General features: G+C 43.3%; 9 protein-coding genes. 1 reads left to right on the forward strand and 8 read right to left on the reverse strand.

What is annotated here, in order from left to right; genetic code table 11:
- Window positions 1-48 precede the first annotated feature (48 nt).
- From QQ041_RS04770 to QQ041_RS04780, 3 genes are all read right to left on the reverse strand, one after another.
- Window positions 49-1,629 (reverse strand): SpoVR family protein, encoded by a 1,581-nt coding sequence (locus QQ041_RS04770; RefSeq protein WP_285953224.1) that lies wholly within the window; start codon window positions 1,627-1,629, stop codon window positions 49-51.
- 11 nt (window positions 1,630-1,640) lie between these two features.
- Window positions 1,641-2,912: a YeaH/YhbH family protein gene (locus tag QQ041_RS04775; protein ID WP_065676844.1), complete on the reverse strand. Its 1,272-nt coding sequence runs from the start codon at window positions 2,910-2,912 to the stop codon at window positions 1,641-1,643.
- Window positions 2,913-3,032: 120 nt separating this feature from the next.
- Window positions 3,033-4,967: a PrkA family serine protein kinase gene (locus tag QQ041_RS04780; RefSeq protein WP_065676845.1), complete on the reverse strand. Its 1,935-nt coding sequence runs from the start codon at window positions 4,965-4,967 to the stop codon at window positions 3,033-3,035.
- Window positions 4,968-5,363: 396 nt separating this feature from the next.
- Between QQ041_RS04780 and QQ041_RS04785 the strand changes: the two genes are divergently transcribed.
- Window positions 5,364-6,077 carry a MipA/OmpV family protein gene (locus tag QQ041_RS04785; RefSeq protein WP_128162605.1) on the forward strand — a complete coding sequence of 238 codons (714 nt, stop codon included), beginning with the start codon at window positions 5,364-5,366 and terminating at the stop codon, window positions 6,075-6,077.
- A 144-nt stretch (window positions 6,078-6,221) separates the two neighbouring features.
- Here QQ041_RS04785 and QQ041_RS04790 read toward each other — a convergent pair whose 3' ends face one another.
- From QQ041_RS04790 to pflB, 5 genes are all read right to left on the reverse strand, one after another.
- Window positions 6,222-6,791, reverse strand: a complete 570-nt coding sequence (locus QQ041_RS04790) for an outer membrane beta-barrel protein (RefSeq protein ID WP_065676847.1) — start codon at window positions 6,789-6,791, stop codon at window positions 6,222-6,224.
- Between the two features lie 547 nt (window positions 6,792-7,338).
- A complete protein-coding gene (locus QQ041_RS04795) occupies window positions 7,339-7,839 on the reverse strand; it encodes a YfbU family protein (protein ID WP_146492206.1) in 501 nt (166 codons plus the stop codon).
- A gap of 220 nt (window positions 7,840-8,059) precedes the next feature.
- A complete protein-coding gene (gene pflA / locus QQ041_RS04800; protein ID WP_060982328.1) occupies window positions 8,060-8,800 on the reverse strand; it encodes a pyruvate formate lyase 1-activating protein in 741 nt (246 codons plus the stop codon).
- A 164-nt stretch (window positions 8,801-8,964) separates the two neighbouring features.
- Entirely contained in the window at window positions 8,965-9,966 is a 1,002-nt protein-coding gene (locus QQ041_RS04805; protein WP_285953225.1) for a lipid A deacylase LpxR family protein, read from the reverse strand.
- A 200-nt stretch (window positions 9,967-10,166) separates the two neighbouring features.
- Window positions 10,167-12,443, reverse strand: coding sequence for a formate C-acetyltransferase (pflB, locus tag QQ041_RS04810; protein WP_146492203.1), 2,277 nt, complete (start codon window positions 12,441-12,443; stop codon window positions 10,167-10,169).
- Between the last annotated feature and the right edge of the window lie 11 nt (window positions 12,444-12,454).

Here is a 12,454-nt window from a genome sequence, read left to right on the forward strand (position 1 = left end):
TAGGGGGAGCGGAGTTTTATTGTCATCACCGATGAACTGCGATGGGTATTAAATCTTGGCTCCATAGTCATTACGTTTTGGGCAAGTCGTCAGAATCTCTCTATGACCCGTATCTTTGAGCTCTTCCAAAATCACATCAAAGCCCCACAAGCGATAGAGATGCTTCATCACTTCGTCGTAGCCTTTATCAAGCGGGATACGGTCATGAGGCACATACTGCAGCGTCATTGATCGGTCACCACGAACATCGACGTTAAACACCTGAATGTTTGGTTCAAGGTTACTTAGGTTGTATTGCGCCGCAAGCTTCTCACGAATCAGGCGATAGCCCGGGTCATCATGTATAGCACTTACTTCAATGGTGTTTTTTCGGTCATCATCAAGCACTGAAAACAGCTTAAAGTCACGAATGATCTTTGGAGAAAGATATTGGCTAATAAAGCTTTCATCTTTGAAGTTGTGCATTGCAAAGTGCACTGCCTCTAACCAATCACTTCCGGCGAGTTCTGGGAACCACTCTTTGTCTTCATCGGTTGGCTCTTCACAAATGCGTCGAATGTCTCTAAACATCGCGAAGCCAAGTGCGTAAGGGTTTATTCCGCTAAAGTAAGGGCTGTTGTAAGCAGGTTGCGCGACTACACTGGTATGGCTGTGCAGGAACTCTAAGATGAACTTATCACTCACCAAGCCTTCATCATAAAGATGGTTAAGAATGGTGTAATGCCAGAAGGTTGCCCAGCCTTCGTTCATGACTTGAGTTTGTTTCTGAGGGTAGAAGTACTGGCTTACCTTGCGAACGATACGAACACACTCACGCTGCCAAGGTTCAAGCAGTGGTGCGTTCTTCTCGATAAAGTAAAGAATGTTCTCTTGAGGCTCGCTAGGAAAGCGGATTTTGGTTTCTTTTTCCTTGTCTTGATTTTTAGGCACAGTTCTCCACAGCTCATTGACTTGAGATTGTAGGTAAGCCTCTCGCTCTTCCTGCCTTGCGGTTTCTTCAGCAATGGAAATCTTCTCAGGACGTTTGTATCGGTCTACGCCGTAATTCATTAATGCATGGCAAGAATCAAGGAGCTGCTCAACCTCAGCGACGCCATATTTCTCTTCACAACCACTGATATACTTCTTAGCGAACAGCAAGTAATCGATGATGGAACCGGCGTCTGTCCAGGTTTGAAACAGGTAGTTGCCTTTAAAGAAAGAGTTGTGGCCGTAGCAAGCGTGAGCCATTACCAGAGCCTGCATCGTTACCGTGTTCTCTTCCATCAGATAAGCGATACAAGGATCTGAATTGATCACAATTTCGTAGGCTAAGCCCATTTGGCCATGCTTGTAGTTTTGCTCGGTTTGAATGAATTTTTTACCAAAAGACCAGTGGTTGTAATTGATAGGCATACCAATGCTTGAGTATGCATCCATCATCTGCTCTGAAGTAATCACTTCAATTTGGTTCGGATAAGTATCTAAACGGTAATGCTGCGCCACACGCTTAATTTCGACGTGATATTTCTCCAATAGGTTGAACGTCCAATCTGGACCATCAGGCAGCATTTTGTCGTTTTTCTTCTGTGTAGCCTTGTCTCTATCGGCAATGTTTGATTTCTCTGCAACGTTTGATTTCGCTGTCATGGTAAGCCCCCTTACGCTGTCTCTTTCTGGAACAGTTCTCTAAACACAGGAAAAATATCATCCACCGTCTTAATGTTTTTCATTGCGAAGTTGTCGAAGCTACTCTCGAGTTTTTCGTATTCGTGCCAAAGCGTTTGATGAGAGCGGCGTGTTATTTCGATGTAAGAGTAATATTGGCAAGTTGGCAGAAGCGTATTCACCAGCAGCTCTTTACAACGAGGAGAGTCATCAGCCCAGTTATCGCCATCAGAGGCTTGTGCTGCATAGATGTTCCACTCATTAGCTGGGTAGCGATCTGCAACTATTTCTTTCATTAGTTTCAGTGCACTAGAAACGATGGTGCCACCGGTTTCTTGGGAGTAGAAAAACTCATGCTCGTCGACTTCTTTAGCCTGAGTATGGTGACGAATAAACACAACATCGACGTTTTCGTAGGTGCGGTTTAGGAACAGGTAAAGCAGCACGTAGAAGCGTTTTGCGATGTCTTTGGTAGCTTGGTCCATTGAGCCGGACACATCCATCAAGCAGAACATTACCGCTTGGCTAGATGGAATAGGGCGCTTCTCATAGTTTTTAAAACGTAAGTCGAAGGTATCAATGAATGGCACGTTTTCAATTTTTTTGCGTAGCTCGGCAATCTCTTCTTTTAAGCGACTTTCTTCGAAGGGTTGTGCCGGTTCCGTCATTTTAACTTGGTCAAGTTGCTCCATCAGTAGGTTAAGCTCGCGCTTTTTACCTGCTGTCATCGCGGTTCTACGAGCTAGAGATTGCTGCAGTGAACGAACAATAGCGATGTTGGATGGAATCCCCGCACTTTGGTAACCAGAGCGGTGGGTTTTCCATTCGGTGATTTTGTTGACCTGATTTTTCTCTAGATTAGGCAGAGCTAAATCTTCAAAGAGAATATCAAGATACTCATCTTTTGAAATTTGGAAGGTAAATTCATCTTGGCCTTCGCCATCAGGGCTTGCATCGCCTTGGCCAGAACCACCACCTTGACCGCCACCTTTAGGGCGCTCAATTTTGTCGCCAGTGATGAACTGATCATTACCAGGGTGAACACGTTCTCTTACGCCGCCTTGACCTTGGTGAAAGCTTGGCTCTTTGATGTCTTTATGAGGAATAGTAACGTCTTCACCAGTTTCAGTATTGGTGATTGAACGTCGGTTGACTGCATCGGCCACAGATTCTTTGATTTGCTCTTTATGGCGTCGTAAGAATCGCTGTCTATTTACAGCACTCTTATTCTTGCCATTGAGCCTCCGATCGATAAATTGTGCCATAAGAACTCCCTCTCAGCTGATGTCACGATCCTACTTTTTATTAGTGTATAAGAGTTATTAGGATATAAGAGTTATTGGTTTGTACGAGCTGCTCACGTGAGCAGCTCAATACAGTTTGGTTTATGAGGATTTACGAACTCTTAGATACCACTCAGATAGCAGTCTAACTTGTTTCTCGGTGTAGCCTTTTTCCATCATACGAGCAACGAAGTCGTCGTGTTTTTTCTGATCATCCGTTGAGGTCTTAGCATTGAACGAAATAACAGGAAGCAGCTCTTCTGTGTTAGAGAACATTTTCTTCTCAATCACAGTGCGCAGTTTCTCGTAGCTTGTCCAAACTGGGTTTTGACCGTTATTGTTTGCTTTGGCACGAAGCACAAAGTTCACAATCTCATTTCGGAAGTCTTTAGGGTTACTGATACCTGCTGTTTTCTCGATTTTCTCGAGTTCACCATTTAGAGAAGCACGGTCAAATAGCTGGCCTGTTTCTGGATCGCGGTACTCTTGGTCTTGAATCCAGAAATCAGCATAGGTTACGTAACGGTCGAAGATATTCTGTCCGTACTCAGAGTAAGACTCTAGGTAAGCGGTCTGAATTTCTTTACCAATGAACTCTACGTAGCGTGGCACTAGGTATCCTTTCAAGAATTCTAGGTACTTCTCAGCGGTCTCTTGAGGGAATTGCTCTCGTTCGATTTGCTGCTCAATCACGTAGAAAAGATGCACTGGGTTTGCGGCCACTTCGGCTTGGTCGAAGTTGAATACTCGAGACAGAATCTTAAAGGCGAAACGCGTTGATAGCCCAGACATTCCTTCGTCAACACCAGCATAATCTCGGTACTCTTGGTAGCTCTTCGCTTTTGGATCGGTGTCTTTTAGAGTCTCACCATCGTAAACTCGCATTTTTGAGAACAGAGACGAGTTCTCAGGCTCTTTCAGTCTAGATAAGATACTGAATTGCGATAGCAGATCGAGTGTGCTTGGCGAACAAGGGGCTTTGGATAGCTCACTGTGCTCAAGCAGTTTTTGGTAGATCTTAACTTCTTCAGAGACGCGTAGACAGTAAGGGACTTTTACAATGTACACACGGTCGAGGAAGGCTTCGTTGTTTTTGTTGTTACGGAAGGTCTGCCACTCGGATTCGTTCGAGTGAGCCAGAATCATGCCGTCAAATGGCAGTGCAGAAAGCCCTTCGGTACCGTTGAAGTTACCTTCTTGTGTGGCCGTTAGTAGTGGGTGTAATACCTTGATTGGCGCTTTAAACATCTCCACGAATTCCATAACACCTTGGTTAGCTTTACATAGCGCACCAGAGTAGCTGTAGGCATCAGGATCATCTTGAGAGAAGTGCTCAAGTTTACGAATATCTACTTTACCAACAAGAGATGAGATATCTTGGTTGTTTTCATCACCAGGCTCTGTTTTCGCGATCGCAACTTGATCGAGGATAGAAGGGCGCAGTTTGATGACTTTGAATTTGGAAATATCACCGCCAAAATCGTGCAGTCGTTTCGCTGCCCACGGAGACATAATTGAGCGAAGATAGCGTTTCTCAATACCGTATTCGTTCTTCAATAAGTCGCCGTCTTCGTTTACATCGAATAGACAAAATGGGTGATCGTTTACTGGGCTTCGTTCGCCGTCAGCAGACAATACATAGATTGGTAATTTCTGCATCAGGGCTTTGAGTTTTTCAGCAAGAGATGATTTACCACCGCCCACAGGGCCAAGTAAGTAAAGGATTTGTTTACGTTCTTCTAAACCTTGCGCAGCATGTTTTAAGTAAGAAACAATCTGTTCAATCGCATCTTCCATACCGTAGAAATCTTTAAATTCGCTGTAGCGTGAGATGACACGGTTAGAGAAAATACGACTTAGTTGAGGGTCTTGAGCTGTGTCAATGACCTCCGGTTCGCCAATGGCTAGTAGTAAGCGCTCGGCAGCATTCGCGTAAGCACTTTTATCGTCTTTACACAGCGCTAAGAACTCTTGCAATGTCAGCTCTTCTTCCTTGGCTGCTTCATAACGTGATTGATAGTGGTCAAAAATACTCATAGTCACATTCCCCTTGTTAACCAGTTAAAACTGACGAGCGATTGAAAAATAGGCTCTCCCTACATTTTAAGGTTAGACCCGCTTCCACAATTTTGCTTAACAATTATGTATTTATTTACAATTTTGCGTGTGAAAAACGTAGCGAGCGCAATAGGCAACTTGAGGCGTGTAGAATCAAATTATTTTACATTCGAGCAGATCTAGCCGTTTGTTTTGTGATTTTAGGTCGCTTAATAATTCTCACACTGGATTTATGTGTATTAGATGTATAACTGAGCCCTATTGATTATTTGGAACGAAGTGCCATATAATGCGCGGCGTTATCAGAAATCGCTTAAAAAATAGGTAGAAACAGTGAAGAGTCTTTGGTTAAAAATCGCCATTGTTGGAACAACAATGTTCATGGCGACCGCTACGCACGCAAAAATATCACAATGGTCATTGGGTGTGGCTGCTTCTTATTCTCCTGCTGTGTACAAAGACACGCCGTCAAATCGCGCAGTCATTCCTATGATTGGTTACGAAGGCGAACACTTTTTCATGCGTGGATTTAGCGCAGGCTATCGTTTGTTACCAGCCGGCTCACCTCAGAATATTGTGTTTCGAGCGGTTTATGATCCAAGAACATTAAAGCCAGGTGACTCAGACAATGTGGACATTCAAAAACTAGATGAACGTAAAGCTTCGGTATTAGGTGGTGTTAGCTATCAAGTGATTACGCTGGTGGGTATGTTTGAAGCAACAGCGGGCTCCGACTTAGGTTTTAGACATAACGGTATTTACGCTGAAGCGGCTTGGCGCCTACCTATTCGCCGCAATGGCTGGGCGATTACGCCTTCGATTGGTTACGCTTACAACAGTGAACGCTTGAATAACCACTTGTACGGTGTGAGCTCAGCGGAAGCTGCAAGAACGAATCTAAACGAATTCGATGCTGACTGGGATGGCCAATACTTTATTGGTTTAGGTGGTTACTTACATGTAACGCCGAATGTTCGAGTAACTGGTGGCGTTCGTTACACCAACCTAGAGGGCGATATCGAGAACAGTCCAATCTTAGAAAGCGGCATTAATATGGCGGCAAACGTCGGTGTTGCTTACGTTTTCTAGTTAAAAAGAAGAAAACATAAAAGGGTTACTCGTGATGAGTAGCCCTTTTATTTATGCGAAGTACAGAGCGGTTAACGTCAAGACACCAAAAATCGTAATTACGATGATCTGTTCAACGACTGTAAAACTTTTCTACTTAATGCCTTAGAAAGTGAAACCGGCTTGTAGGCCAAAAGTCTCCTCATTGATTAGGCTTATGCTACCGGAGTTGAAGTCGTAGAAATCGAAACCAACACGAGCCATAAACTTCGAGTTACCAAACATTGGTTGTATAGACTTAAACTCAGCACCGATGCCGTAAGTTGCGCCCCATTCGCTATTTGAATGTTTATTATTCACTGACCAATCTTTGTTAGTAATTGTTGATTTAACATTTACGTTTGAGTAAGCAAGACCAACTTTTCCGTAGATAGCAAAAGACTCATCGAAGCTATATTTATACATTGGAGCTAAAGACATTTTGAAGTGTTTGAAATTGTCTTTGTACTTAGTTAGGTCACCGTGTACATCCGATGTAACCATTTTGCTGTCGGAATCTATGTAATTCATTGTTGATTCAATATGAAAATGGGTATCAAGAATTTGTGAGCCAGCAGTGAATTGTAGACCTCCGTCATCTCGGTTAATGCCAACGCCCCCAAGTACGTACATGTCGTTAGCTGCGAAAGATGAAGTCGACAGAATAGCTAGTGATGCAAGGATGAATTTTCTCATTTTTATCGCTCTGGTTAATAAATTTCGGTGAGCATTCTAGCGATTTCTTTCAAATAAAAAACACCGTTCAAAATGGGTGTGGCGATTTTTAATTTGTATTAAAAGCTCCAAAGTAAAATTAATAAAGATGAATGATCTAATGGGTTATAGATCCTTGATTTACGTTTGTTGGTCAATGGACGGTATCAGAGAAATTAATGGGAAACGGTTCAATGTTTAATATCTTATCGTCATGTTTTATTCCAATTTTCTGTACGTAAAGCCCACTTCATATCCATATCGTTTCATTATTCCCGTTTTTTGTTGGTGATCACTCACTAGCTCTAGGCGTAGATAACATAATGACGAGCCCTTAGGTACAAACAAGCCCACTTCTCAAAGTGGACTCTCTACATGCGGCGTCAAATACTCGATTAACTGATGGAATCATTTGTGTTTCTAGTTGCTTGTTTTCTTTCTTTATATGCAGACATTAAAAAGGGTTACTCGTGATGAGTAACCCTTTTTGAAATTTTTTAAGCCAAGCTAAGGCTTATCTTTTCATGCATTAAGCACTAAAGATTTGAGATAGCTCTGTCGCACATAGGTGGTACTGGCGAGGGCAGTTGCGCCATGTTGTTAACATGCGACGGTACTTCTCTAGCATTGGCATTTGGCTATTGAAGTGGTGATCGGCTTTGTCGAATTGAGGGTAAAGGCCTTCAGAATCAACAAGGAAACGCACGTAGTGTACGACCTGTGCTTCAGAAGCGATATCAAAACCTAAGAACTGCAGACGACGTTGGTCTACTTCAGCACGCTCTTGCTCTGCAAGCATTTTGTTCGACTCTTGCATAGCATGGTACATCTCCATGATGTCGATAATTTCGCGACACTCTGCTTCAGTCAAACAACCAAACTCTTTGTTAAGCTCACGCATTTGGAGTTCGTAACCTCGTTCTACAATCGTTTGTAGACGTTGGTATTTAGCTGAGTTCTCAGGATCCATTTGAGACATTAGGTAGTATTGATTTGATAGAATTAGACGCTGAGCATTGGTCATTTCCATGGGAGGAGCCTCACTAAAAAACTAAATGTTGTATTCTTTGTTGCAGTAAGAGTAACAGCATTTCTACGAGTGGAAACATGATCTCAACACGGATTTAATATGATTTTTTGAATTGATAAACAAAAGTTGTAAAGAAAAGTGAAAGGATTGTTTGGGCCATAAAAGAAAACGCCCCAATCGAAATTGAGGCGTTTGAAATCACTATGAACGTAAGTCTAGATTAGTATTTTACGTTTGAATGGTACTGGCTTAGAACAGCAACAATCTCGTCCATTTTCTCTTTGCTCGGTGGGTTTGTACCTTCAAGAGGGTAGTCAAAACCAAGCGCTTCCCACTTATGTGCACCAAGCTTATGGTATGGAAGCAGTTCTACTTTCTCGATGTTATCCATGTCTTTGATGAATTCACCTAGCAGATGAGCATCTTCAGCCGTATCCGTGTAACCAGGGACAATTACATAACGAATCCACGTCTTCTTACCGATTTTGTGTAGGTAGCGTGCAAAATCCAGAGTACGTCTGTTTGATACACCAATGAAATCGTGGTGAATCTCATCTCGCATGTGCTTAAGATCAAGCATCACTAGATCAGAGGCTTCTAGTACTTCATCAACCACTTCAGTGTGCTTACGAATGTAGCCATTAGTATCAAGACAAGTGTGAATGCCTTCGGCTTGAGCTGCGCGGAAAAAATCACGAACAAACTCAGGTTGTAGCATCGCTTCACCACCAGAACAGGTGATACCACCGCCTGATGCTTTCATGAAATGACGGTATGATTTTGCTTCGTTGATGATCTCTTCGACCGTTACTTCCTTTCCGTCATGAAGATCCCATGTATCACGGTTATGACAGTACATACAACGCATTAAGCAGCCTTGAAGAAACACAATAAAGCGGATACCAGGGCCATCGACAGTACCACAAGATTCGAATGAGTGAATGCGACCAGTTGTAGACATGAGCTATTCTCGTAGAGGAATTTATACCGTTTATTTTATTACAAAAACGGTACATAAAATAGGGTCAAATGGTAACGAGACCTTTAAAAATAAAGGCAATCACCTGTGAAGATGATTGCCTTTATTAAACTTGAAAAGTAAAGGACGACAGCCCTTACTGGTGGCTAGAAGAAAGCAAACATTGTGATACCGCCAGTGGTGTACACTGACTCTTTTGCTTCTTTGTAATCCGGTGTTTTTGCTGTTAATGCGAAAGAGGCACCAATGTATTGGTTATACCAAGCGACACCAAGCACAGCAGTCGCTTGAATGTTCTCTAAAGTCACATCGTAGATAGCTGGGTCTTCGTTGTTTTTATTAGCGTACTCATCAACACCTGAGCGATCGCCTTCGATAGTCAGGTCGTTGAATCGGTAGCGACCTTCAAGGCCTGCATAGGTAAACCAACCTGTGTTTGATGCGCCGATCATGCCAGGTTTGAATGGGTTTTCTGTGGTGATGTTAGCTGCACCAAAGTTACCACCCAAGTCCGTACCCCAGCGGAACATAAAACCAGTCGAGATATCACTTCTAAAGTTACCGACGTTGATTTCAGAAACGTTAGAGATTTCGTAGTCAGTATTCGCTAAAGCTTGATTACGCATTAGGTTGAAATGGCTTAAATAACCAACGCTCCCCGCCCACTCATCATCAACTTGGTATTCCCAACCCATAGGCTCATCCGATTTAGTGATTGAGTGAACTAGCTTCTGAGCGTCTTCTGAAAGTGCACGCTCACCAGTCGTACCAAACGTTATGTTAAAGCGCTGGGCTTGTTGTGGATTCAAGCTGATGTAGTTGAATTCAGTGTGAAGGTAACCGGCATATGGGCGGTCATTGGCTGATGGCGTTTCTAACTCTATGTCAGAAGGGGTATACATTTTGTGGCCAATGGTGATTTCCCATTTGTCTAGAGAGCTTGCGCCCCAGTAGGAAAGACTCAATGGTTTTACCCAATTATATGGCGTAATACTTGATGATGTGTAACCCAGAAATAAGCCGTTGGTATAGTCTTGGTCGACACCAAAAATACCATCGTTATCTAAAGCAAAAGTGACTGTAGAACGATCAGATGCCAAAGATGAAAAGGAGAGGAGAATCAGGGGTAAACAACGCAGGTATTTCATGGAGCAGTTACTCTTAAATTATGAACCGCGATATTACCGTAATTTGAGTGATTTTGTGGAAAAAAAGTGAATGATAGGGTGCTTTTTTGCTCAACCTAACATTTCGCGGGATGGGTGAGTTCAGTGCGATTTACCGCAGATATAAAAAAGCCCCGCACATTGGCGAGGCTAATATTATTTACTGTCTATTGAGCGTGAGCTTATAGAGACTCAGTAAATGTACGTGCGATTACGTCAGCTTGTTGCTCTGCAGTTAGAGAGTTAAAGCGAACAGCGTAACCAGATACACGGATTGTTAGCTGAGGGTATTTCTCAGGGTGCTTAACTGCGTCTTCAAGAGTTTCGCGGTTAAGAACGTTAACGTTAAGGTGTTGACCACCTTCAATGCCAGCTTCGTGGTGGAAGTAACCATCCATTAGGCCTGCAAGGTTAGCACGTTGGCTGTCTTGTTCTTTACCTAGTGCGTTTGGCACGATAGAGAACGTGTAAGAGATACCATCTTGTGCGTCAGCAAACGGTAGTTTACCTACAGACGTTAGTGAAGCTACAGCACCTTTCTCATCACGACCGTGCATTGGGTTAGCACCAGGAGCGAAAGGAGCGCCAGCACGACGACCGTCTGGAGTGTTACCTGTTTTCTTACCGTAAACCACGTTAGACGTGATAGTAAGAACTGACTGTGTAGGGATTGAATCACGGTAAGTCTTAAGCTTACGGATTTTGTTCATGAACGTAGAAACTAGTTCACAAGCAATATCATCTACACGAGAGTCGTTGTTACCGTATTTAGGGTAATCGCCTTCGATTTCGAAGTCAGTTGCGATGCCATCTTCGTCGCGGATTGGTTTAACAGTCGCGAATTTGATTGCAGACAGTGAGTCAGCAGCAACAGATAGACCAGCAATACCACAAGCCATAGTACGACGAACGTCACGGTCATGAAGAGCCATTAGAGACGCTTCGTAGCTGTATTTGTCGTGCATGTAGTGAATGCTGTTTAGTGCAGTCACGTATTGCTTAGCTAGCCAATCCATGAAGTGATCTAGACGATCCATTACTTTGTCGTAATCAAGAACAGCGTCAGTCATTGGAGCTTCTTTAGGACCAACTTGCATCTTAAGTTTTTCGTCCACACCACCGTTGATTGCGTAAAGCATTGTTTTCGCAAGGTTAGCACGAGCACCGAAGAACTGCATTTGCTTACCAACGATCATTGGAGATACACAACAAGCGATAGCGTAATCATCAGACGCAAGGTCAGGACGCATTAGGTCATCATTTTCGTACTGGATAGAAGAAGTATCGATAGATACCTTCGCACAGAAACGCTTGAAGCCGTCAGGTAATTGCTCAGACCAAAGAACAGTGATGTTTGGCTCTGGAGAAGGACCCATAGTGTATAGAGAGTTTAGGAAACGGAAGTTCGAACGCGTTACTAGCGTACGACCGTCGATACCCATACCACCCATAGATTCTGTTGCCCAGATTGGGTCGCCAGAGAATAGCTCATCGTACTCAGGAGTACGTAGGAAACGAACCATACGCAGCTTCATTACGAAGTGGTCGATCATTTCTTGTGCTTGTTCTTCAGTGATTTTGCCAGCAGCGATATCACGCTCGATGTAGATGTCTAGGAAAGTCGAAGTACGACCTAGAGACATTGCAGCACCGTTTTGAGATTTAACAGCAGCTAGGTAGCCAAAGTAAGTCCACTGGATAGCTTCTTGAGCAGTTTGAGCTGGCTCAGAGATATCGAAACCGTATTTCTCAGCCATTTGCTTGATTTGACCTAGAGCACGGTGTTGCTCAGAGATCTCTTCACGCAATTGCATTGTTGCAGCAAGATCTTCTCCATTCTCGAAACGCTCTTGTAGAGAAGCGAATTGAGCAGCTTTGTCTTTCATTAGGAAATCAATACCGTAAAGTGCAACACGACGGTAGTCACCAATGATACGACCACGGCCGTAAGCATCAGGAAGACCAGTCAGAACACCAGACTTACGACATTTTAGGATATCAGGAGTGTAGATATCGAAAACGCCAGCATTGTGTGTTTTGCGGTATTCTGAGTAGATTTTTGAAACCATTGGGTCAAGAGTTTCACCGTATGCTTTACAAGAACCTTCAACCATACGTACACCACCGTTAGGGATGATTGCACGTTTTAGTGGCTTCTCAGTTTGTAGACCAACGATAGTCTCAAGATCTTTCTCAATGTAACCTGCATCGTGAGCAGTAATGGTAGAGATAACAGAAGTATCGAAATCTACAGGTGCTTTAGTTGCGTTTTCCTGTTTGATACCTTCCATTACCGAAGACCAAAGCTTGTTAGTTGCTTCAGTACCCTCAGAAACTAGGAAAGACTCGTCGCCTTCATACGGCGTGTAGTTCTTTTGAATGAAATCACGAACGTTTACTTCGCTTTGCCACTCACCTGCAGCAAAATCTTCCCAAGCTTTAGCAAATTGCTCTGCCATGACATACCTAC

Source organism: Vibrio sp. TMPB1044, assembly GCF_030442075.1.
In the GTDB taxonomy this organism is placed as follows: domain Bacteria; phylum Pseudomonadota; class Gammaproteobacteria; order Enterobacterales; family Vibrionaceae; genus Vibrio; species Vibrio satsumensis.

Bases quoted from the DNA above. Each gene is read 5' to 3' on its own strand.
- QQ041_RS04770 (WP_285953224.1), bottom strand. From the start codon at position 1,629: ATGACAGCGAAATCAAACGTTGCAGAGAAATCAAACATTGCCGATAGA.
- QQ041_RS04775 (WP_065676844.1), bottom strand. From the start codon at position 2,912: ATGGCACAATTTATCGATCGGAGGCTCAATGGCAAGAATAAGAGTGCT.
- QQ041_RS04805 (WP_285953225.1), bottom strand. From the start codon at position 9,966: ATGAAATACCTGCGTTGTTTACCCCTGATTCTCCTCTCCTTTTCATCT.
- QQ041_RS04795 (WP_146492206.1), bottom strand. From the start codon at position 7,839: ATGGAAATGACCAATGCTCAGCGTCTAATTCTATCAAATCAATACTAC.
- QQ041_RS04785 (WP_128162605.1), top strand. From the start codon at position 5,364: ATGTTCATGGCGACCGCTACGCACGCAAAAATATCACAATGGTCATTG.
- pflB (WP_146492203.1), bottom strand. From the start codon at position 12,443: ATGGCAGAGCAATTTGCTAAAGCTTGGGAAGATTTTGCTGCAGGTGAG.
- QQ041_RS04790 (WP_065676847.1), bottom strand. From the start codon at position 6,791: ATGAGAAAATTCATCCTTGCATCACTAGCTATTCTGTCGACTTCATCT.
- QQ041_RS04780 (WP_065676845.1), bottom strand. From the start codon at position 4,967: ATGAGTATTTTTGACCACTATCAATCACGTTATGAAGCAGCCAAGGAA.
- pflA (WP_060982328.1), bottom strand. From the start codon at position 8,800: ATGTCTACAACTGGTCGCATTCACTCATTCGAATCTTGTGGTACTGTC.